This is a genomic window from Mesorhizobium oxytropidicola (assembly GCF_056174625.1).
Genome location: NZ_CM149692.1, coordinates 692976 through 712541, shown reverse-complemented (window position 1 = coordinate 712541; position 19566 = coordinate 692976). Strand labels below are relative to the sequence as shown.

General features: G+C 63.0%; 22 protein-coding genes, 1 tRNA gene and 3 pseudogenes. 8 read left to right on the top strand and 18 right to left on the bottom strand.

The genetic code is table 11. The annotated features are described in order from the left end of the window. Positions 1–7: 7 nt before the first annotated feature. From AC0V8S_RS03480 to AC0V8S_RS03465, 4 genes and pseudogenes are all read right to left on the bottom strand, one after another. Positions 8–808: an ABC transporter permease gene (locus AC0V8S_RS03480; RefSeq protein ID WP_475436826.1), complete on the bottom strand. Its 801-nt coding sequence runs from the start codon at positions 806–808 to the stop codon at positions 8–10. Next, a complete protein-coding gene (locus AC0V8S_RS03475) occupies positions 805–1731 on the bottom strand; it encodes an ABC transporter permease (RefSeq protein WP_475436825.1) in 927 nt (308 codons plus the stop codon). The genes AC0V8S_RS03480 and AC0V8S_RS03475 overlap by 4 nt, the downstream gene beginning before the upstream one ends. Then, a pseudogene (locus AC0V8S_RS03470) lies at positions 1728–2814 on the bottom strand (ABC transporter ATP-binding protein). Before AC0V8S_RS03470 ends, AC0V8S_RS03475 begins: the two are co-directional and overlap by 4 nt. A gap of 82 nt (positions 2815–2896) precedes the next feature. Continuing rightward, on the bottom strand, positions 2897–3934 hold the full coding sequence (locus AC0V8S_RS03465; RefSeq protein ID WP_475436824.1) for an ABC transporter substrate-binding protein: 1038 nt from the start codon (positions 3932–3934) through the stop codon (positions 2897–2899). A 239-nt stretch (positions 3935–4173) separates the two neighbouring features. Between AC0V8S_RS03465 and AC0V8S_RS03460 the strand changes: the two genes are divergently transcribed. After that, positions 4174–4875 (top strand): GntR family transcriptional regulator, encoded by a 702-nt coding sequence (locus AC0V8S_RS03460; protein WP_475436823.1) that lies wholly within the window; start codon positions 4174–4176, stop codon positions 4873–4875. A 14-nt stretch (positions 4876–4889) separates the two neighbouring features. Here AC0V8S_RS03460 and AC0V8S_RS03455 read toward each other — a convergent pair whose 3' ends face one another. The 4 genes and pseudogenes from AC0V8S_RS03455 to AC0V8S_RS03440 all read right to left on the bottom strand — a co-directional run bounded on the left by AC0V8S_RS03455 (position 4890) and on the right by AC0V8S_RS03440 (position 6219). Beyond that, positions 4890–5063, bottom strand: coding sequence for a hypothetical protein (locus tag AC0V8S_RS03455; protein ID WP_244571522.1), 174 nt, complete (start codon positions 5061–5063; stop codon positions 4890–4892). Between the two features lie 140 nt (positions 5064–5203). Beyond that, entirely contained in the window at positions 5204–5530 is a 327-nt protein-coding gene (locus AC0V8S_RS03450) for a hypothetical protein (RefSeq protein ID WP_475436822.1), read from the bottom strand. Between the two features lie 15 nt (positions 5531–5545). Beyond that, a pseudogene (locus AC0V8S_RS03445) lies at positions 5546–5968 on the bottom strand (PIN domain-containing protein). Then, the gene (locus AC0V8S_RS03440) at positions 5965–6219 is read right to left on the bottom strand and encodes a FitA-like ribbon-helix-helix domain-containing protein (protein ID WP_475436817.1); all 255 of its coding nucleotides are present in this window, start codon (positions 6217–6219) and stop codon (positions 5965–5967) included. Before AC0V8S_RS03440 ends, AC0V8S_RS03445 begins: the two are co-directional and overlap by 4 nt. Positions 6220–6543: 324 nt before the next feature. On the opposite strand from AC0V8S_RS03440, the gene AC0V8S_RS03435 reads away from it, so the two are divergent. Further along, entirely contained in the window at positions 6544–7113 is a 570-nt protein-coding gene (locus tag AC0V8S_RS03435) for a TMEM175 family protein (RefSeq protein WP_475436821.1), read from the top strand. Positions 7114–7131: 18 nt separating this feature from the next. Here AC0V8S_RS03435 and AC0V8S_RS03430 read toward each other — a convergent pair whose 3' ends face one another. Then, entirely contained in the window at positions 7132–7890 is a 759-nt protein-coding gene (locus AC0V8S_RS03430; protein WP_475436820.1) for an SDR family oxidoreductase, read from the bottom strand. A 152-nt stretch (positions 7891–8042) separates the two neighbouring features. Between AC0V8S_RS03430 and AC0V8S_RS03425 the strand changes: the two genes are divergently transcribed. Continuing rightward, the gene (locus AC0V8S_RS03425) at positions 8043–8228 is read left to right on the top strand and encodes an FCD domain-containing protein (RefSeq protein WP_475438565.1); all 186 of its coding nucleotides are present in this window, start codon (positions 8043–8045) and stop codon (positions 8226–8228) included. A 53-nt stretch (positions 8229–8281) separates the two neighbouring features. Here AC0V8S_RS03425 and AC0V8S_RS03420 read toward each other — a convergent pair whose 3' ends face one another. The 6 genes from AC0V8S_RS03420 to AC0V8S_RS03395 all read right to left on the bottom strand — a co-directional run bounded on the left by AC0V8S_RS03420 (position 8282) and on the right by AC0V8S_RS03395 (position 12375). After that, on the bottom strand, positions 8282–8944 hold the full coding sequence (locus AC0V8S_RS03420; protein ID WP_475436819.1) for a DUF2726 domain-containing protein: 663 nt from the start codon (positions 8942–8944) through the stop codon (positions 8282–8284). 33 nt (positions 8945–8977) lie between these two features. After that, positions 8978–9400 carry a PIN domain-containing protein gene (locus tag AC0V8S_RS03415; RefSeq protein WP_475436818.1) on the bottom strand — a complete coding sequence of 141 codons (423 nt, stop codon included), beginning with the start codon at positions 9398–9400 and terminating at the stop codon, positions 8978–8980. After that, positions 9397–9651, bottom strand: coding sequence for a FitA-like ribbon-helix-helix domain-containing protein (locus tag AC0V8S_RS03410; RefSeq protein ID WP_475436817.1), 255 nt, complete (start codon positions 9649–9651; stop codon positions 9397–9399). Before AC0V8S_RS03410 ends, AC0V8S_RS03415 begins: the two co-directional genes overlap by 4 nt. A gap of 132 nt (positions 9652–9783) precedes the next feature. After that, positions 9784–10314: a dihydrofolate reductase family protein gene (locus tag AC0V8S_RS03405; RefSeq protein WP_475436816.1), complete on the bottom strand. Its 531-nt coding sequence runs from the start codon at positions 10312–10314 to the stop codon at positions 9784–9786. A gap of 247 nt (positions 10315–10561) precedes the next feature. After that, positions 10562–10638 (bottom strand) — tRNA-Arg (locus AC0V8S_RS03400). Positions 10639–10917: 279 nt separating this feature from the next. Beyond that, positions 10918–12375 (bottom strand): ATP-binding protein, encoded by a 1458-nt coding sequence (locus AC0V8S_RS03395; RefSeq protein WP_475438564.1) that lies wholly within the window; start codon positions 12373–12375, stop codon positions 10918–10920. Positions 12376–12684: 309 nt separating this feature from the next. Between AC0V8S_RS03395 and rpmH the strand changes: the two genes are divergently transcribed. From rpmH to AC0V8S_RS03375, 4 genes and pseudogenes are all read left to right on the top strand, one after another. After that, positions 12685–12819, top strand: coding sequence for a 50S ribosomal protein L34 (gene rpmH / locus AC0V8S_RS03390; protein WP_008833937.1), 135 nt, complete (start codon positions 12685–12687; stop codon positions 12817–12819). A gap of 78 nt (positions 12820–12897) precedes the next feature. Continuing rightward, positions 12898–13187, top strand: a pseudogene (gene rnpA / locus AC0V8S_RS03385) (ribonuclease P protein component). Between the two features lie 14 nt (positions 13188–13201). Beyond that, on the top strand, positions 13202–15013 hold the full coding sequence (gene yidC / locus AC0V8S_RS03380) for a membrane protein insertase YidC (protein WP_475436815.1): 1812 nt from the start codon (positions 13202–13204) through the stop codon (positions 15011–15013). 165 nt (positions 15014–15178) lie between these two features. Then, the gene (locus AC0V8S_RS03375) at positions 15179–15739 is read left to right on the top strand and encodes a fasciclin domain-containing protein (RefSeq protein WP_183464665.1); all 561 of its coding nucleotides are present in this window, start codon (positions 15179–15181) and stop codon (positions 15737–15739) included. Positions 15740–15936: 197 nt separating this feature from the next. On the opposite strand, the gene AC0V8S_RS03370 is transcribed toward AC0V8S_RS03375, so the two are convergent. Genes AC0V8S_RS03370 through AC0V8S_RS03360 form a run of 3 tightly spaced genes read right to left on the bottom strand, consistent with a single transcriptional unit; the run spans position 15937 to position 19017 of the window. Further along, positions 15937–17484 carry a DHA2 family efflux MFS transporter permease subunit gene (locus AC0V8S_RS03370; protein WP_183464666.1) on the bottom strand — a complete coding sequence of 516 codons (1548 nt, stop codon included), beginning with the start codon at positions 17482–17484 and terminating at the stop codon, positions 15937–15939. After that, positions 17481–18776, bottom strand: coding sequence for an HlyD family secretion protein (locus tag AC0V8S_RS03365; RefSeq protein ID WP_475436814.1), 1296 nt, complete (start codon positions 18774–18776; stop codon positions 17481–17483). The genes AC0V8S_RS03370 and AC0V8S_RS03365 overlap by 4 nt, the downstream gene beginning before the upstream one ends. Beyond that, on the bottom strand, positions 18769–19017 hold the full coding sequence (locus tag AC0V8S_RS03360) for a hypothetical protein (RefSeq protein WP_475436813.1): 249 nt from the start codon (positions 19015–19017) through the stop codon (positions 18769–18771). The genes AC0V8S_RS03365 and AC0V8S_RS03360 overlap by 8 nt, the downstream gene beginning before the upstream one ends. Positions 19018–19193: 176 nt before the next feature. Here AC0V8S_RS03360 and AC0V8S_RS03355 point away from each other — a divergent pair, with 176 nt between their 5' ends. Continuing rightward, positions 19194–19508, top strand: coding sequence for a hypothetical protein (locus AC0V8S_RS03355; protein WP_475436812.1), 315 nt, complete (start codon positions 19194–19196; stop codon positions 19506–19508). The last annotated feature ends 58 nt before the right edge of the window (positions 19509–19566 follow it).

Here is a 19566-nt window from a genome sequence, read left to right as displayed (position 1 = left end):
GGTGAAATCAATGCCGCCGCCCGAAAACCTGCGCAACCGACAGGAGCAGGACCGACAGCACGATCAGGCAGGTCGAGATCGCGGCAATCGTTGGGTCGATCTGGTCGCGCAGCGCGTTGAACATGCGGCGCGTCAGCGTCGTCGTCTCGCCGCCCGATATGAACAGCGAAACCACCACCTCGTCGAAGGAGGTGATGAAGGCGAACAGCCCGCCCGAGACGATCGAGAAACGGATCTGCGGCATGGTCACCTGGCAGAAGGCGGCGATGCGCCCGGCGCCAAGGCTGCGCGCCACCCGCTCCTGGTTCATGTCATAGGAGCGCAGGCCCGACAGCACGGTCAGCACCACCAGCGGCAGCGCCTGCACCGTATGCGCGATGACCAGGCCGGTCAGCGTGTTGTTGAGGCCGATGCGCGCATAGAGGAAGAAGGTGCCGATGCCGATCAGGATCACCGGGATGATCAGCGACGCGGTCAGCAGCGCGTTGATGGTGCCGTTGAAGCGCAGCGTGCCCCGGTTGATGGCATAGGCGGCAGCGGTGCCGAGCGGCGTCGCCACCAGCACGGTCATGACAGCCACCTTGACCGAGACGATGGTCGCATCGCGCCATTCCAGCGACTGGAAATAGGCTTCGTACCAGCGCAGCGACCATTGCTGTGGCGGGAACTGCAGCAGCGTCGAATCCGAGAACGACATGATGACGATGATGACCGACGGCGCGATCAGGAACAACAGCACCAGGCCGCCGAGCGCATAAAGCCACAGACGTTGCCGGTGCGAGATCGGCAGGCCGACATCTGCGCTCATCGCGAACTCCAAACACCGGTGGCGCGCGCGCCAAGCAGCCATTGGAAAAGGCCAAGAAGCGCCAGCGTGACCACCAGCAGCACCACGCCGAGCGCTGCACCGGCACCCCAGTTTGAATAGAGGCTGGTGGTCTGTTCCATGCGCATCGCCCACATGATCACCTTGCCGCCGCCCATCAGTGCCGGCGTGACGAAGAAGCCGAGGCAGAGCACGAAGACGATGACCACGCCCGAGGCGAGGCCGGGAAGCGACAGCGGAAAGAAGATCTGCCGGAAGGTGGCGACCGGCCCGGCGCCGAGATTCATGCCGGCGCGCAGGCAGTCGGTATCGATGGTCTTCATCGAGGCATAGAGCGGCAGCACCAGGAACGGCAGCAGGATATGCGTCATGCCGATGACGACGCCGGACAGATTGTTGGCGAGTGACAGCGGCTGGCTGATCACGCCAAGGTCGATCAGCCAGCTGTTGATGAGGCCTTTGCGCTGCAGGATCACCAGCCAGGCATAGGTGCGCACCAGCACCGATGTCCAGAACGGCAGGATAACGAAGATCAGGCAGATCGACGCGGCGCGACGCGGCAGTTGCGACAGCATATAGGCCAGGGGATAACCCAGCAGCACGCAGGCGCCGGTGACGATGAAGGCGACCTTGAAGGTGGTGATGAAGGTCTTGATGTAGGAGGCTTGTTCGAAGAAGCGCGCATAGTTGGATGCGCTCAGCGCGCCGGCCTCGTCGAACAGCGACAGCCAGAACAGCCAGCCGATCGGCACGATGATGATGGCGAAGACCAGGAACAGGCTGGGCGACAAGAGCGCCAGCAGCCGCAGTGATTCGCGCCGCGCGTCGGCGCGCAATGCCTGCGCGTTCAGGTCCTGACCCGCGCGGCCGGTCGTTTCGTCCAGCAGGGCGGATGGCGCGCTCATCCTTCGGCCGCCACCAGTATGGTGTCCTGCGCATCGAGGCCGAGGCTGATCGGCTGGCCGGGCGCCGGCATTTTCGCCAGCACATCGCTGCGGCAATAGTCGCGCAATGTCAGCTGGCGGCCGTCGCGCAGCACCGCGTAGCAGACGAAACTGTCGCCCTGATAGATGATGTCGCCGACCGTGGCATCGAGCACATTGATGCCGTTCGACGGCTCGGCCGCCGTGACCAGCCGCAGCTTTTCCGGCCGCACCACCATCAAATGCTGGCCCGGCGCCGGCGCCGCCCCCACGGTCTGGATGCGCCTGTCCTCATACCAGACCGAACCGTTGCGGCACTCGACGGGGATGAAATTCGAACTCGCCGATGAAGCCGGCGACGAATTGCGTCTTCGGCGCGGCGTAGAGCGTCTCGGGCTTGTCGAGCTGCTCGATGCGGCCGGCATTCATCACCGCGATACGGTCCGACATGGTGATGGCTTCGCGCTGGTCATGCGTGACATAGACCGTCGTCATGCCAAGCCGCCGGTGCAGGGCGCGCAGCTCGATCTGCATATGCTCGCGCAGGCCCTTGTCGAGCGCCGACAAGGGTTCGTCCATCAGCACGATGCGCGGTTCGAAGACGATGGCGCGCGCCAGCGCCACGCGCTGCCGCTGGCCGCCGGAAAGCTGGTCGACACGCCGTTCGCCGAGGCCCTGCAGCTTCACCAGTTCCAATGCCTTCTTCACCCGCTCGGTCGTCTCGGCGGTCGGCACGCCGCGCTGCTTCAGCGGAAAGGCGATGTTGTGAAAAACGTTCATATGCGGAAACAGCGCGTAGTTCTGGAACACCATGCCGATGTTGCGCCTGTGCGGCGGCGTGGTGATGATCTCGTCATCGCCGACCCGGATCGAGCCGCCATTGGCCCTGACGAAACCGGCCAGGATCATCAGCAAGGTGGTCTTTCCGGAGCCCGAAGGCCCGAGCAGTGTCAGGAATTCGCCGGCCTCGACATCGAGGTTCAGGTCACGCAGCACCGGCACGCTGCCAAATCTCTTTTCGATCCGACGCATGCTGATCGGCAGCGCGGATGGCGCAATGGACAAGATTCTTTTCTCCTTAGGCGGCAAAACAAGAGGTGGCGAGGCAGATCGTGTGCTGCCCCGCCGTGAGCTTAAAGGCTGCGGCCTATTGCTGGATCAGATTGTTGAACTTCTCCGTCGCCTCGACCAGTGTGTCACGCCAGAATTCGGCATCCTGCAGCACCTGCTTCTTGACGTTTTCGGGCGCCGAGTTGATGTCCTTGATCCGTTCCGGCGGGATCTTGCCGGTCTCGAAGGCCTTTTCGTTGACCGGCCCGTTGTCGACATAGAGCGGCAGGTTGGCCTGCAATTGCGGGCTGACGAACATCGCCAGTGCCTTCATCGCCGCTTCCTTGTTTTTGGCGCCCTTCGGGATGACCATGCAGTCGGCGGTCAGCACGCCCTGGTCGAAGGAGAAGCTGACCGGCGCGCCTTCCTTCTTGAGCGTGCCGGCACGGCCGTTCCAGATGCTCGCCATGTCGACCTCGCCGTCCTTGACCAGCTGCATGGCTTGGGCGCCCGAGGTCCACCAGGCATCGACATGGCCACGGATCTTGTCGACGGATTTCAAGGCGCCGTCGACATCGACGGGATAGACCTTGTCGATCGGCAAGCCCGAGGCGAGCGCGGCGACGCTCAGCGTCTCGGTCGCCTGGCTGCCGGAGAGCGCGCGCCGCCCCGGGAATTTTTCCACGTTCCAGAAATCGGCCCAGGTCTTCGGGCCTTTGTCGCCGAACACATCGGTCCGGTAGATCAACACGACCGAAGTGTAGGAAATGCCGACCCAGTCGTCATGGACCAGCTTCGGGTTGATGCCGGCCTTGTCGATGATGCCGTAATCGAGCTTCTCGAACAGCCCTTCCTTCGAGCCGCGCGCGCATTCGTCGGCGCCGAGTTCGGTAATGTCCCATTTCACTGCATTGCCGGTCACCTGCAGGCGCACATCGTCGAGGCCGTTGGTGGTGTCCTGCTTGATGGTGATGCCGAGCGCATCGGCGGTCGGGTTGAAGAACGCCTTGGTCTGCGCCTCCTGATAGGTGCCGCCCCACGAGGCGACGGTGATGGTATCGCCCGCCATGGCGGGAGCCGCGACTGTGGCCATGAGGCCGGCAACCGCGAGAATGCTAACGCTTGTCCTGTTCATTTTCGGCTCTCCAACCGGTGTTCCCATTTGTTTTTGATTTCGCATGCGATTTTGTATACAATTTTGAGTGTAGCTTCGGGATCTGCGATGTCAACACCGGTCGGCGTCGCTAGAATGCCTTCGACGGCGGGCTGGGAGGACGCAATGCCGGGGGCGTGGCAAATCGCGCCGACTTTGAATACAGCTATGCGAGAACACATCGACTTCCGGCGGAAAGACCGGAGAACTGGAAACGGAACTTGGCCACGGAAACCAAAAACACACTGCGCGACTCGGTCTATTCCGCGCTCAAGGCGATGATCGTGACCGGCCAGATTCCGCCGGGCTCGCGCGTCACCGAGAGCGATATCGCCGCAAGACTCAATGTCAGCCGCACGCCGGTGCGCGAGGCCTTCAACCGCCTCGAGCGCGACGGCCTGGTCACCGGCCGCCCGCGCCAGGGCTATGTCGTCACCGAGTTCGACATCAACATGTTCCGCGAGGCCTTCGACATCCGCGAACTGCTCGACGGCCACGCGACCGAACTGGCCGCGGCCGCCGCCACCGACAAGGACAAAGCGCGGTTGCGCGCCATGCTGGCCGAATGCGAGCGGCTGGCCGCCATTCCGGACCGCACCACCAAGGAAAAATTCCAGGAGCTCGAGGTCGGCATCGACCTGCACCGCGTCATCGCCGAGATCAGCGGCAATGTCATGCTGCACGGCATGCTGTGCGGCATCCTCGACAAGTGCCAGCATTATGTCTGGACCGAACTCTTGTGGCTCGACGAATGGAAGATCGCCCGCGACGAGCATGCCGAGATCGTCGAGGCGATCTGCGCCGGCGATGCCCCCCGCGCTGGCGCCCTGGCCCGCGCCCATGTGCGCGGATCACGCGAAAACGTGCTGCGCCTGCTGCAGGCGAAGTCGGATTACCAGAGTTTTCTCGCGAAGGCGTCGTGAGGACGACCTGGACGCTACTGATGCGCGCCGCGGGCCCGAGCATTTGCCTCGGCCAACACCGCGAGCGCCTGTTCGACATTCCGCGCCTGGGCATCGGTGCGCTCGATATGCTTCACCATCAGCTTTCGCAGCACGGCGAGCTTCGCGGCGCGATATGCGGCACTCTTTTCGGGAGATTCGAAAGACATCATAATCATCGCACAATCAGTGTGTCGTAGGATCGATGTGGCGGAGGCGAGAGCGCGCGTCAGCCACACGTTTTTGCTCGGATCTGATCCTGCAGCACAAGGCAATGCTGATGCCGACGCCCCGCTCCTCGTCCAGCATTTCATTCGCTCGCGTGAGAAACAGTTCCGCACGCTTGACGCGCAGCCTGGCTCTCGCCAGTTCCAATTCCAGATGGTCGTACATTGTTCCGCACCTTTGAGGTCTGCGTCCCTTCAAGAGGAAAACCGCCGCCGGGCGGTTTGGTTCCCACTGATTGGCGCAGGCACCAGGCCGACATCGTGACGATATCGCGCAGAAGTATGCTGATCTGCTGATCGAGCGCATCGGCGTGGCGTTTAGAATTCGCCGCCTCGGTCTTCGCGCGCAAACCCCGAAAATAGAAACCGGCGCCTAAGCCGATCAGCAGCAACAGGATTGTGGTTTCCATCGCAAGAACGCGGCCTTATTGTCCGGCCTTCCAGGGGTCGATCACGGGAACGCCCGCCGCCTTGAAGGCGCTGGCGTCCCGGGTCGCGACCACGAAGCCGTGGGCGACCGCGATCGCCGCAATATATCCGTCCGGCGTGGGAAAGCCCTGCCCGCGTTGCGGGCTGCGACGGCCAGATCCGCGTAACGGCGGGCGGCATCTGTAGCGAAGGGAAGGATTCTGCCGTCGAACAGGTCGAGAAGCCCGTCGAGCGTCGTGGCCAGATTCTGTTTACGCCGCCCGTCAGGCAGCGCACAGATGCCGAACAGCAGTTCCGCGACGGTCACGCTCGAGAGGTAGAGGGTTTTCGGCAGCCTGCTCGTCCAGCCAGTCGCGGACTGCGGGGGCAGGCTCAGGCTTCATCGCCTCGGAGACGATGTTCGTGTCCAGAACGATCATTCGAAGCTCATGGGCGTAGCCGGCGTTCTGTCGCGATCCTGCTCCAGCGGCTCGAAATCGGCATTGGTCAGCCCGGCGCTACGGCTCAACGCCGACATGGCGGAGCCGATAAGAATACGGTTGGCGGGACGAACCGCCGCTTCCAGAAGCTCGCGCATTTCGGCCTCGGTGCTACGGCCATGATGGGCCGCGCGTACCTTGAGGGCGCGGTGCGCCTCTTCGGACAGATTGCGAATAGTAACGGCGGGCATCTGATAGCTTTCCTGGATAGTTGGTGGCAATGCTATCAGTATGGTCAAATTGCTATCGCGCAGCATGATGTGGTCTGGCCGGTTGGCCGTTTCCCGCCACCCACCAACCTCGTCCATGCCGACGGGCCGACGAAACCGCCGCCGACAATGCAGAAAATTTGCTGGTGGATTTCGGAGGCACGGCCTCCTGGCCCGAAGCGGCGGCGCTGACGATGTCAAAACGGCTGGCGCGGACATGGATATTGCAGGCGAGAACGCTACTATAGGCGCGACGAACGGCTACAAGGACGGTTCCACGTGCTTCCTTCCACAGGGCTCGATCGGTTGAGCGCATTTTCGGACGGCGTTTTCGCCGTCCTCATCACGGTTCTGGTGCTTGATCTGCGCCCGCCCGAAATTCCGACCTTCGTGGCGCTTCTGGCGCTGTGGCCGACATGGCTGAGCTATGGCGTCAGCTATCTCTTCATCGCCATCGTCTGGGCGAACCACCATCATCTTCTGCGCCATGCAAAAGAGGCGACGGCGAGCCTGATGTGGTACAATTTCGCGCATCTGTTCTCGGTGTCGCTGCTGCCGCTGGCGACCGCTTGGATGGCGGTGAGTGAACTGGCGCCGCAGCCAGTCGCCTTCTACGCCGCCGTCTTCTTCCTGGTGAACCTGACCTACATCTTTCTGATCCGGGAACTCATAGAGCCGATGCCGGCGCATGAGGTTCCGCTTGATGTGCGAAGGCGCATGCGCGTCCGCTCGCTGGCTACGCTCTGCCTTTTCGCGCTGGCGGCATTGGTGGCCCTGAAATACCCGATTGCAGGACTGGTCATCTGTTGCTGCTGCCTGGCGGTCTATCTCAGGCCGGAAGTATCGCGATCGAGGAACAGCTCAGGCAAGGGCTGATCCCTTGCCCGCTGTCCGTCAGCCCTTGAGCTCCTGGAGGCTGTTGCCGCCATCGACGACCAAGAGCGCGCCGTTGACATAGCTGGCGCCTGCCGAGGCGAGGAACACCACCACTGCTGCCACTTCATCCGGCCGGCCGGCCCGCCCCGGCGGCGTGTGCAGGGCTGCTTTCAGCTCCATCTCGCTCGACGAGCCCGTTTCGATCCAGCCGGGCGCCACGGCATTGACGGTCACGCCGTTCCTGGCCACTTCGAGCGCCAGCGTGCGCGTCAGGCCGACCATGCCGGCCTTGGCGGCGGAATAGGCTGATGTGCCCACGAAAGACACCAGCGGCCCGGTGACCGACGCCACATTGACGATGCGCCCATAGCCCGCTTCGACCATCGCCGGCAGGAACGCATGGGTGACCAGAAACGCCGTCTTCAGGCTGACCTCGATGCCTTGATCCCAATCGGCTTCGGTCATCGCAATAAAAGCCTTGTCGGCCGAGGGTGACGCCAGCGAGCCCATGCCGGCATTGTTGACAAGGATGTCGACGGCGCCGACATCCGCCCGCAGCCGCGCGACATCGGCGGCCTTGGTGAGATCGGCGACCACGGCCCTGGCATCGATGCCTTCGGCACAAAGCTCGGCGGCGCGATCAAGCACGCGTGCGCTGGCGCCAGTGAGGAACACGGCATGGCCGGCTTGGCCAAGCTGGCGGGCAATGGCAAAGCCGATGCCGTCGGCCGCTCCGGCGCCGGTGATCAAGGCACGTTTGATGCCGGGAAGGGTCATGGTCGGATCTACTCCAAGGCTGCGCCTGCCGCACGCGAACGGACAGTATCGGCTGTATCAGCAGAACCATACAATCCATCAGGAGGTTGGCACCGTACCGCGTGATGAACGCTACCGCTTGCACGTGCCAGCATTAAGTCTGGGCCGAACTCCTGTGGCTCGACGAACGGAAGATCGTCCGCGACGAACATGCCGAGATCGTCGAAGCCATCTGCGCCGGCGATGCCGCCCGCGCCGGCGCCCTGGCCCGCGCCCACGTGCGCGGATCACGCGAAAACGTGCTGCGCCTGCTGCAGGCGAAATCGGATTACCAGAGTTTTCTCGCGAAGGCGTCGTGATATCGGCGACGATCGCCCGCTGCCCGATGGTTATGCTTTAGACTAGAAGAAACTCAGTTCGGTGACGCCGTATCGGCAGAGAGCCTTTCGGCTACCATGCGCATGATATCCGACTTCGACGCCTTGGCCGGAATCTCGACCAGCGGAATTCGCGCGCGTTCAAGAGCCAGACGCTTGACCTCCATGCGATCCGGCGCGTCGTCGGACAGATCGTGCCCTGTACCATGATATTCGACCACCAGCATGGGATGGCCTGATCTGTCGATCAGCAGGAAATCCACACGCTTGCTGTTGTAGGAACTGAATGCCGCCTTCTGCATCCGGTCCTCGGGGTCGTAGGAGGTCTTGATGAAGGCGCCCATGGAGACTTCAAACGCCATGCGCCAGTCGGGCCGGTGGGTGGCAATCCACTCGCCGAGCGCGTAGAGGACGCGCACGGCCTCCTTGTTGACGGGACGAACGGCGCGCAATTCGGTCTGGCTGATGAACCTGATCTGATTCTCCACGTCGGAAACGTCATTTTCCTCGAAGAAGCGTTTGCGTCGGGCTACCTCGTCGAGCCTTCGGGATTCGGCGTTGTGCATTGCGACGATATCGCGCCGAAGTATGCTGGTCTGCTGATCGAGCGCATCGGCGCGGCGTTTAGAATTCGCCGCCTCGGTCTTCGCGCGCAAACCCCGAAAATAGAAACCGGCGCCTAAGCCGATCAGCAGCAACAGGATTGTGGTTTCCATCGCAAGAACGCGGCCTTATTGTCCGGCCTTCCAGGGGTCGATCACGGGAACGCCCGCCGCCTTGAAGGCGCTGGCGTCCCGGGTCGCGACCACGAAGCCGTGGGCGACCGCGATCGCCGCAATATATCCGTCCGGCGTGGGAAAGCCCCTGCCCGCGTTGCGGGCTGCGACGGCCAGATCCGCGTAACGGCGGGCGGCATCTGTAGCGAAGGGAAGGATTCTGCCGTCGAACAGGTCGAGAAGCCCGTCGAGCGTCGTGGCCAGATTCTGTTTACGCCGCCCGTCAGGCAGCGCACAGATGCCGAACAGCAGTTCCGCGACGGTCACGCTCGAGAGGTAGAGGGTTTCGGCAGCCTGCTCGTCCAGCCAGTCGCGGACTGCGGGGGCAGGCTCAGGCTTCATCGCCTCGGAGACGATGTTCGTGTCCAGAACGATCATTCGAAGCTCATGGGCGTAGCCGGCGTTCTGTCGCGATCCTGCTCCAGCGGCTCGAAATCGGCATTGGTCAGCCCGGCGCTACGGCTCAACGCCGACATGGCGGAGCCGATAAGAATACGGTTGGCGGGACGAACCGCCGCTTCCAGAAGCTCGCGCATTTCGGCCTCGGTGCTACGGCCATGATGGGCCGCGCGTACCTTGAGGGCGCGGTGCGCCTCTTCGGACAGGTTTCGAATAGTGACGGCGGGCATCTGATAGCGTTCCTGGATAATTGATAGCATTGCTATCAATATAGTGAAACTGCTATCGCGCAGCAAGGTATGAATGTTGGTGAAGATTCCGCGCCGATGACTGGGGTGGGACGGCACGGGCACATCGCGCGATCAGGCAGGAACATAGGTCAGCCGGATCACGTCCTCGCCAATCCGATCGTGGGTCATGAGGCGGAGCGGCGGCCGGGGTCCGGCGAAATATGGCTTGCCGTGACCAAGCACGACGGGGTGAAGGTAGATTCGATACTCATCGATCAGGCCAAGCTCTGTAAGGCTTTGCGCCAAGGTCGGACCAGCAACCTCGATCTCCCCGTCGCTCCCGGCCTTCAGATTGCGGATCGCGCCCTCGAGATCATCCCCAATCAGCCTGGCGTTGGGACCGACCGACTTCAGCGAGCGCGAAACGACCCATTTTGGCTGGTTCCGCCACGCCGCCGCGTAGGCCTGCCGATCCGCATCCCATTCAGGATGATCGTCGTCCCAGTAACGCATGACCTCATACATTTGGCGGCCGTATACGCTGCCCGTCTGCCTCTGAGCCTCTTCGATGAAGTGGCGGAAGAGCGTGGGGGTTGGCCCAAATTCCATATGGTCGACGTAGCCGTCCAGGGACTGATTCATTCCGAACACGAGCTTGGCCATGCCTTCCGCCTTTCCTCATACGGCGCATCCGCGCGCTTCTGATTGCACTATGCAATCAGTCTAGATCGGCGGACTCGATCTCGCAATTGGTTTTTGGGGTGCGCATGCGTCTCACAATCGAGCTCCTGGCCGATCTGGCTCTCCCGGCGATGGGGGATCGCTGGGCCGCATTGCCCGACGGAAACGTCCCAAACGCCGCGGCTACGGACGGGTTCGACGATCGAATAAGATGAGCGGTTTCAAGAAATGGCGCGCCCGAAGAGATTCGAACTCCTGACCCCCAGATTCGTAGTCTGGTGCTCTATCCAGCTGAGCTACGGGCGCGCATCAGGCCATGTTTTCGACGGCCCCGCGATCCGATCCCAGGGACCGGCCGCGAATGTGTGCAGTTCCCTAACGACTGAATTTGCGAAAAGCAAGTCGATCCGGCAAAAGTTTTGTCGCGAGTGTGTCATCCGGTGATGACGGCCCCGATCCCAGGGCTTTGAAGCTGCCGCGAAGCCGGTCCGATTTCAGGCCGCGTGGCAGAAAGTCTCGGCAAAGATCATCGAAAGCGTCAGGCCGGAAGGGCAAGCGCCCCTCAGGAAAACAGCACCGGGGCCGTCAGGCCGGCCGGCGCAGGCTGCCGCGGGCCTGGTCCAGCCGCACCGGCTGGTCGGGGATGGTGACGGCGAAAGTGGTGCGCCCGCCAATCGACTCGACCAGTTCCACCGTGCCGCCATGCGCCCGGATCAGTTCATGCGCGATGGCTAGGCCTAGGCCGGTGCCGCCGCTGCGCGCCGAGCCGCGGAAGGCCGCGAACAGATTTTCGCGCGCTTTCGGCGGCAGGCCGGGGCCGGTGTCGGTGACGGCGATGCGGCTGACGCTGCCCAGGCGCACGGCTGATACCGCAAGCCGCCGCACCACGGCGCTCTCGGTGTCGGCCGCCATGGCCTGCACCGAGTTGCGGCACAGATTGGTGAGCACCCGGAACAGCTGGTCTGAATCGGCGTCCACCTCGAAAGCCGCCTCGACGGCGTTGATGAACTCGATGCCTTCCTCGATGTCGAGCAGCCCGTGCACGTCCTCGACCAGCTGGCGCAGCCGCACCCGGCGCCGCGAAGGCGGCGGCTCCTGCGTGCGGCCATAGTGAAGCACGCCTTCCGAATAGGAGACGGCCCGGTCCAGCGCGCGCAAAAGCTTCGGCGCGAAGGCCTGCACGGTCGGATCCCTGACCTGGCGCAGACGGTCCGACATCAGCTGCGCCGAGGCCAGGATGTTGCGCATGTCGTGGTTGATCTTCGAGACCGCCAGGCCGAGGTCGGCAAGGTGCTTCTGCTCGGACAGCATCTTCTGCAGCCGCTCCTGCATCTGCGACAGCTCGCGTTCGGCAACGCCGATCTCGTCGGAGCGGGCGGCGGGATGGATGATGCGCCCAGGGTCGTCGGGAGCTTCGGAGAAGGACAGCATCGAGCGCGTCATGGTGCGGATCGGCCCGATCATGATCAGGTCGATCGCGGCATAGACCAGCATGGCGGTGAACAGCGAGATCAGCAGCGAGACGAAGGCGACGTTGCGCGAATAGATGAGCATCGCCTTGCGCAGTGAGTAATCCGGCATGATCAGCTCGAATTCCTTGTCGCTGTCGCCGACCGGTCCGAAGACGCGCAGCATCCGGTCGCCGCCGAAGAACAGCGTGTCGAGCGCGCCGGTCATGCCCTTGATCATGCCGACGCTGGCGAGGTCGATATGCTCGTCGACCTGCGGCGGCATGTCCGCCACCACCAGAAGCCGCGAGACGCCGCCATCGCGCACCGCGATCGCCTTGGCGCCGATCGCCATCAGCACGTCATTCTGGGCCGTGCGCGACAGCGAGGTCGACTCGCCCTGCACCAGCACGATCGACACGGCTGCTGCCGTGCTCAGCCGCTCCTTGAGCCAGCTCAGCCGGTAGCTGGCGATCCAGGGCAGGAAGATGAGCACTTCGGCCAAAAGCACGAAAACGATGGTGAGAAGCAGCAATTTCGTCGACAGGCCACGCGACAAGGGTACGCTGCGGACGGTGGCAGGCGCCGTGCCGATCCCTTCCCCGCTTGGCTAGCTTCGCTCATGCGACTCTGTCTTCACAATCACTTGATCAGCCAAGATTAGGCGATTACGGCTTTTTTGCCAATTTTATCCTTTGGTCCGAACATTAAATTACCGTCATGAAACCTGCGTCCGTGGCGCGACGACCCCGGATTGACTTCCAAAACCCTTCTTTCTATAAGCCCGCTCACGCTCGGGCCATTCGTCCCGGCGCGGTTTCGATCGCGCCAAAGCCGGCCCGGCAAAGCTCCTGTTACAAAGTGACAGAATCAAGAAGGGCCGCACCCCGCGGTATTAAAACAAATGAAGCGTACCTACCAACCGTCCAAACTCGTCCGCAAACGCCGGCACGGTTTCCGTGCCCGCATGGCCACCAAGGGTGGTCGTGGCGTCGTCGCAGCTCGCCGCAACCGCGGCCGCAAGCGGCTCAGCGCCTAAGCGAGACGAGATCGTTGCCCGCAACCGGCAAGCCAGTGGGGCAAAAATCCCAAGCGGCTTCTGAAACGCGCGGAATTCCTGGCCGTCCGTCGTGGTGAAAAGCGACGCGGGCGGTTTTTCCTCGTCGAGGTCCTCGACCGCGGCGATGGCGACGTGCCGCGCGTCGGCTACACCGTCACCAAGAAGGTCGGCAACGCTGTTGTGCGCAACCGCGTCAGGCGGCGGCTGAAGAAGCCGTCCGCGTCCATGCCGCAGATGACATGGTGCCCGGCAATGATTATGTCATCGTCGGGCGCGATGATGCGCTGCGTGCCCCCTTCGGCCAATTGAAGGCCGAACTCTCCCGCCGACTTCGCGGAACACGATAGGCCAAGGGCTCTCGATGGAAAACAACCGGAACTTCTTCATCACCATCGCGCTGTCGGTGCTGATCCTGGCCCTGTGGCAGTATTTCTATGTGCTGCCGCGCAGCGAGGTGCAGCGTCAGGCCGCCCGCATCGAGCAGCAGCGCGTGGAAGAACAGAAGAAGGCGGCCGAGGCGGCCAATCCGGGTGCTGGAGCGCCGGCGCCGGCGCCGGGCACCATTCCCAACGCGCCCGGCGGTGACACCGTCACTGCCGCCGGCCGCGACCAGGCGCTGGCCGCTTCGAAGCGCGTCAAGATCGACACGCCGAGCCTCGAGGGCTCGATCAACCTGACCGGCGCGCGTCTCGACGACCTCAAGCTCAAGCACTACACCGAGACCGTCGACAAGAATTCGCCCGAGATCGAATTGCTCAACCCGCAGGCGCTGCCCACCGGCTATTTCGCCGAGATCGGCTTCGTTGGCAACGACAAGACCGGCACGGTGCCGGGTGTGGAAACACAGTGGAGCGTGGACGGCAATCCGACGCTGACCCCGTCGACGCCGCTCACGCTCACCTACACCAATGACAAGGGCCTGACCTTCAAGCGCACCTTCTCCGTCGACGCCAACTATATGTTCACGGTGTCGGACACGGTGCAGAATTCCGGCTCGAGCGCGGTTTCGCTGTTCAATTATGGCCGCGTCACGCGCTACGACAAGCCGGCCGTCGCCAGCACCTACGTGCTGCATGAGGGCCTGATCGGCGTTACCGGCACTGAGGGCTTGGCCGAATACAAATACGCCAAGATCGAATCTGAAAAGCAGGTCACGCCGGGCAAGTCGACCGACGGCTGGCTCGGCATCACCGACAAATACTGGGCCGTCACGCTGGTGCCGACCGAGAAGCAGCCTTTCCAGCCGCGCTACGCCTTTTTCGAGGATGGCCGCCACCGCTACCAGTCCGACTTCCTGACCGATGCGATCAATGTCGAGGCCGGCCAGTCCGCGACGGTCGAGACGGAGATCTTCGCCGGCGCCAAGGAAGTCGCCAAGATCAACGCCTACGAGGCGGACCGTCATATTCGCCAGTTCAATCTGGTGATCGACTGGGGCTGGTTCTATTTCATCACCAAGCCGATGTTCTGGCTGATCGACACGCTCTACAAATTCTTCGGCAATTTCGGCCTGGCGATCCTCGCCACCACCGTCATCGTCAAAGCCCTGTTCTTCCCGCTCGCCAACAAGTCCTACGCGTCGATGGCGAACATGAAGAAGGTGCAGCCCAAGATGCTCGAAATCCGCGAGAAATACGCGGACGACAAGATGAAGCAGCAGCAGGCGATGATGGAGCTGTACAAGACCGAGAAGATCAATCCGCTCGCCGGCTGCTGGCCGGTGGCGCTGCAGATCCCGGTCTTCTTCTCGCTCTACAAGGTGCTCTACATCACCATTGAGATGCGCCATGCGCCGTTCTTCGGCTGGATCCAGGATCTGGCCGCGCCCGATCCGACCTCGATCTTCAATCTGTTCGGCCTGATCCCGTTGACGCTGCCGCACATGCTGATGATTGGCGTGTGGCCGCTGATCATGGGCGTCACCATGTTCCTGCAGATGCGCATGAACCCGACGCCGCCGGATCCGACGCAAGCCGCGATCTTCACCTGGATGCCTATAATCTTCACCTTCATGATGGCAGGTTTCCCGGCCGGTCTCGTCATCTACTGGGCCTGGAACAACACGCTGTCGATCCTCCAGCAGGGCGTCATCATGAAGCGCCAGGGCGCCAAGATCGAGCTGTGGGACAATCTGGTGGCCCTGTTCCGAAAGAAACCGTCTCCAGCGGAATAGAAGCTCTCTTCCCGAAAAAGCCCGGTTCGCCCGGGCTTTTTCTTTGGGCGGATATCTGTTCACGTTCCCGTGATCGGCGAAACTGCCAGCGGTCGCGGGGCGTGACTGCGTGTGCATTTCCAAAGGCTATCAATTCCGATCAGCCCTCACCCGGAGGAAGACCACATGCGCTTGCCGTCATTCAGGATCATAGCCATTTCCGCCCTTGTCGCCGGCGTGGCGATTGCCGCTCCCGCCTACGCCAAGAACCCGAATGTCGGCGGCGCGCCGATGTACACCACCAAGACCATCGTCGAGAACGCCGTCAATTCGAAGGACCACACGACGCTGGTCGCCGCCGTCAAGGCCGCCGGCCTGGTCGACACATTGCAGGGCGCAGGTCCGTTCACCGTCTTCGCGCCGACCAACGAGGCCTTCGCCGCACTTCCGGCCGGCACGGTCGACACGCTGCTGAAGCCCGAGAACAAGGACAAGCTCACCAAAGTGCTGACCGCGCATGTCGTGGCCGGCAAGATTTCCGGCGCCGAGATGATGAAGAAGGCCAAGGCGATGGGCGGCAAATACGAGATGAAGACCGTCTCGGGCGACACGCTCACCGCCGAGGTCAAGAAGGGCAAGCTCTACATCATGGATGAGTCCGGCGGCGAGGCGAAGGTGACGATCGCCGACGTCAACCAGTCGAACGGCGTCATCCATGTCGTCAACAAGGTGCTGTTGCCGAAGTAACGACTTCCGGCGAAAGGGGGCAGTGGCAGCTGGTTGGGGCTTTCTCGGTCTGCCATCCCCGCCTCATGACGAGGTCCATATTTCCTAGGGAAGCCGTTATCGGCGAGGCCGGGGTCCTGTAGTCCCTCACAGGACCCCGGTTTCTTTTGAGGGGTACATGCGTGATGGGTCCGGACGCGTCAGCCCGGGCCTCGGCCTCACTCCATGACGGCGCTGTGATCGACCTTGGCCGGCGTGCCTGGCTTGCGCAGCAACAGCACCAGCGGAATGGCGGCCAGCGACAGGATCATCATCAGCTTGAAGTCGTCCATGTAGCTGATAACAGTCGCCTGCAGCGTCACCACACCGTCCAGTGCCGCGCGGCCGGCGGCGGTGTAGGGGTTCATCGCTTGCGCGATCGCCGGATTGCCGAACGCCTGGTTGAAGGGCGTCACGTAGGTGGCAATGTTGGCATGGTTGATCTGCACATTCTGCGTCAAGAGTGCGGTGACCACCGAGATGCCGACGCTGGAGCCGATGTTGCGCGACAGATTGTAAAGGCCGGTGCCTTCCGCGCGCCGCTCCGGCGCCAGCGTGGCGAAGGTGATGGTGGTCAGCGGCACGAACAGGAAGCCCAAGCCGGCCCCCTGGATAAAACCGGTGCTGATGATCGTCCATTGCGAGACGTCGGGGGTCCAGCCGGTCATGTCGTACATCGCCCAGGCGGTGATCGCGAGGCCGATGAACAGCAGCCATCGTGTATCCACCTTGCCGATCAGTCTGCCGACCAGGAACATGCACGCCATCGTGCCGAGGCCGCGCGGGCCCATGACGATGCCGGCCGTCACCACCGGATAGCCCATCAGCGTCTGCAGATAGGGTGTCATCAGGGCGAGCGAGGCGAGATAGGTGATGCCGATAATGAAAATGAAGATCATGCCGACGGCGAAATTCCGATCCAGGAAGAGCCGCGGATTCACGAAGGTGTTTTTGGCGGTGAAGGTGTGGACGAGGAAGATGTAGAAGGCCGACGCGCAGATCAGCGCCTCGACGATGATCTCGGAGGAGGAAAACCAGTTGAGCTGCTCGCCGCGGTCGAGAAACATCTGCAGCGCCGCGATGGTGATGCTGAGCATGCCGAAACCCAGCCAGTCCAGCCTTGCCTTGATGTCCAGCTTGGTTTCCAGGACGAACAGGGACACGCCGGCGAAAGCCAGCGCGCCGATCGGCACGTTAATGTAGAACACCCAGCGCCAGCTGACATTCTCGGTCAGCCAGCCGCCGATGACCGGTCCCAGCACCGGGCCGACCATCACCGAGACACCGAACAGCGCCATCGCCGAGCCGCGCTCTTCGACACTGTAGATGTCGAGCAGGATGCTCTGCGACAGCGGCACCAGCGCCGCGCCGAACAGGCCCTGCAGCAGGCGGAAGCCGACGATCTGCGGCAGCGACTGCGCGAAGCCGCACAGCACCGAGGCGACCACGAAGCCGGTGATCGAGGTCAACAGGATGCGCTTGCGGCCGAAACGGTTGGCAAGGTAGCCCGAAGGCGGCGTCATCACCGCCGCCGCGACGATGTAGGAGGTCAGCACCCAGTTGATCTGGTCGGCGCTGGCCGAAACGCTGCCCTGAATGTACGGCAGCGCCACATTGGCGATGGTCGTGTCCAGCGCCTGCATGATGACGGCCAGGATCACGCAGGCTGTGATGGCGCCGCGATTGGCGACCACCGGTGTGGCACCTGCCGCGGTCGCGCTGGTCATGATTTCTGTCCGAACCGGTTGATGAGACTGGTGACGAAGTCCGGCAGGCCGCGGGCGTGGCCGGTCTCGACGTCGACCACCACGCTCATGCCGCCGCGCAGCGGCGGTTTGCCCTTGGCGTCGTCGACCGTCACGCGCATCGGGATGCGTTGCACGACCTTGACCCAGTTGCCGGTGGTGTTCTGTGCCGGCAGCAGCGAGAAGCTCGACGACGAGGCCGGGCTGATCGAGGCAACCGTGCCGTGCCAGACGGCACCCGGATAGGTGTCGACGCTGATTGTCGCCGTCTGTCCCGGCCGCACATAGGTCAGCTCGGTTTCCTTCGGCTCCGCCTCGATCCACAGATCGGTCGACGACACCAGGCTGAAGGCCGGCTGCGAAGCCGGCAGATACTTGCCGATCTGAAGCGCGTCGACATTGGTGACGACGCCGTCGAACGGCGCCTTGACCACGGAATCGCCGAGGTTGCGCTGCGCATCGTCGACGCCCGACTGGGCCTGCAGATAGAACGGGTTCTTTTCCACCGGCTGGTCGGCGTCGCCGCCCAACTGGGCAAGCGTGGCCTGCGCCTGCGACTTGGCGACCGCCACTTTCTGGCGCGCGGCGACGAGGTCGTGCTGGGCGCTGTCGAAAGACGCCTTGGAGGCGGTGGAGGTCTTGAGCAGGTCCTGCTGCCGCTGGAAGGCAGCCTCGTAATAGGGAATGTCGGCCTCGGCCTGCTCGATCTGCGCCAGCGACTGCTGATAGCTCGCTTGCAGCGTGAGCACCTGGTTGCGTACGGTCCCAAGCTGGGCCTGGGCGGCGGCAAGCGCGGTTTCGAAGGAGGCCGGTCGCAGGCGGAAGAGCACGTCCCCCTTCTTCACCGCCTGGTTCTCGTGCACGTCGATCTCCTGCACGGTGCCGGAGACGTCGGTGGACACGCCGAGCGACTGCGCCTGGATATAGGCATTGTCGGTCGTCATCACCTGGCCGCCGGTGACGTAATAATAGCCGCCGACGACCAGCGCGACGGGAAGCAGGGCAAACAGCACCGGCCGCGTCAGGCTGCGCTTCGGCTTGGCCGGGGCAGGAGGGGCAACGGTGACAGCGGCCGGCTGTGCCCGCGGCTCCTTGGCCGGAGCTTCGAGTGCCGCCGGCGCCAGCGCAGCCGGGGCTTCCAGTTCGTCATTGCCGATAACGACATTGGCGCGTCTCTGTTCGCGTTCGCTGTCCAACCGGATGACCTGGTCGCCGGTCCGACCCGTGGAAGGGTCGTCTTCGGCAGGCTTCTTGGGGGATGTTGATTCAGCCATGTACTTTCTCCCGGTCGACGGCAGGCTGGGTGCAAGCCGCGAGCAGATTGGATTTGATCAAGGTTAGGGTTTGCAGCAGATGCTGCTGTGTTTCAGGTGAGAGACCGGCAAAGGCCTCGTCTCGTGTTTTCTGGCCGTTGCCGCGGGTCAGCCCCGATGTCCGCGAACGCTGCTCAAACCGCTTTCGAAGCAGGCGCGCGACGTCGTGCAGCACGGAGCTGATATTGGGCGAGGAGGACATGGGAGGTGATCAGGATCTACGGCAACTTTTCGTGAGCATGCTTATTATCATCATGCACATAATCCTGCTGGACGGCGCGTGCAAGACGGATTAAGCCGCCCGGAACAAAAATCGCATGGGCCACGGCGCGGAAAAGCCGCCTTGGCGGCGAGCGTTTTCCGGCAAGGATTTCGACGATGAACTGGATCAGGATCGCAGCCGTGACGGCGCTCGTCGGATGTCCGGTCGCGGCGGTTGCAAAGGAGGCGGTCAGCTGCGGCGGTGCCGCCATGCTGGGTGGCGCGCAGCTGAACTGCAGCCACGTCGAACCCACGGCACCGCCGCAATTCTGCACGTTCAGCTGGGCTCTGCACACGATGGCGGGCGATCAGAAAATTGTCGAAGGCACGTTCCTGCTGCCGCCCGGAGCCTCGAACGTCACGATCTACCAGGGCAGTGGTTTCGACAGCGCTCTGTCCAATCCGATCGTGATCTGCCGCGGCAACAAATGAGCTTGTCCGCCAAGGAAGGCTCGCTCCTCAGCCGATTGGTGCTATAGGGCGGATCACG

Excerpts from the sequence above, each read along its gene's own strand:
- AC0V8S_RS03440 (WP_475436817.1), bottom strand. The coding sequence starts at position 6,219 with ATGCCCGCCGTTACTATTCGCAATCTGTCCGAAGAGGCGCACCGCGCC.
- AC0V8S_RS03410 (WP_475436817.1), bottom strand. The coding sequence starts at position 9,651 with ATGCCCGCCGTCACTATTCGAAACCTGTCCGAAGAGGCGCACCGCGCC.
- AC0V8S_RS03430 (WP_475436820.1), bottom strand. The coding sequence starts at position 7,890 with ATGACCCTTCCCGGCATCAAACGTGCCTTGATCACCGGCGCCGGAGCG.
- AC0V8S_RS03365 (WP_475436814.1), bottom strand. The coding sequence starts at position 18,776 with ATGGCTGAATCAACATCCCCCAAGAAGCCTGCCGAAGACGACCCTTCC.
- AC0V8S_RS03465 (WP_475436824.1), bottom strand. The coding sequence starts at position 3,934 with ATGAACAGGACAAGCGTTAGCATTCTCGCGGTTGCCGGCCTCATGGCC.
- AC0V8S_RS03355 (WP_475436812.1), top strand. The coding sequence starts at position 19,194 with ATGAACTGGATCAGGATCGCAGCCGTGACGGCGCTCGTCGGATGTCCG.
- AC0V8S_RS03475 (WP_475436825.1), bottom strand. The coding sequence starts at position 1,731 with ATGAGCGCGCCATCCGCCCTGCTGGACGAAACGACCGGCCGCGCGGGT.
- AC0V8S_RS03405 (WP_475436816.1), bottom strand. The coding sequence starts at position 10,314 with ATGGCCAAGCTCGTGTTCGGAATGAATCAGTCCCTGGACGGCTACGTC.
- AC0V8S_RS03480 (WP_475436826.1), bottom strand. The coding sequence starts at position 808 with ATGAGCGCAGATGTCGGCCTGCCGATCTCGCACCGGCAACGTCTGTGG.
- rpmH (WP_008833937.1), top strand. The coding sequence starts at position 12,685 with ATGAAGCGTACCTACCAACCGTCCAAACTCGTCCGCAAACGCCGGCAC.
- AC0V8S_RS03455 (WP_244571522.1), bottom strand. The coding sequence starts at position 5,063 with ATGTCTTTCGAATCTCCCGAAAAGAGTGCCGCATATCGCGCCGCGAAG.
- AC0V8S_RS03375 (WP_183464665.1), top strand. The coding sequence starts at position 15,179 with ATGCGCTTGCCGTCATTCAGGATCATAGCCATTTCCGCCCTTGTCGCC.
- AC0V8S_RS03450 (WP_475436822.1), bottom strand. The coding sequence starts at position 5,530 with ATGGAAACCACAATCCTGTTGCTGCTGATCGGCTTAGGCGCCGGTTTC.
- yidC (WP_475436815.1), top strand. The coding sequence starts at position 13,202 with ATGGAAAACAACCGGAACTTCTTCATCACCATCGCGCTGTCGGTGCTG.
- AC0V8S_RS03370 (WP_183464666.1), bottom strand. The coding sequence starts at position 17,484 with ATGACCAGCGCGACCGCGGCAGGTGCCACACCGGTGGTCGCCAATCGC.
- AC0V8S_RS03360 (WP_475436813.1), bottom strand. The coding sequence starts at position 19,017 with ATGTCCTCCTCGCCCAATATCAGCTCCGTGCTGCACGACGTCGCGCGC.
- AC0V8S_RS03415 (WP_475436818.1), bottom strand. The coding sequence starts at position 9,400 with ATGATCGTTCTGGACACGAACATCGTCTCCGAGGCGATGAAGCCTGAG.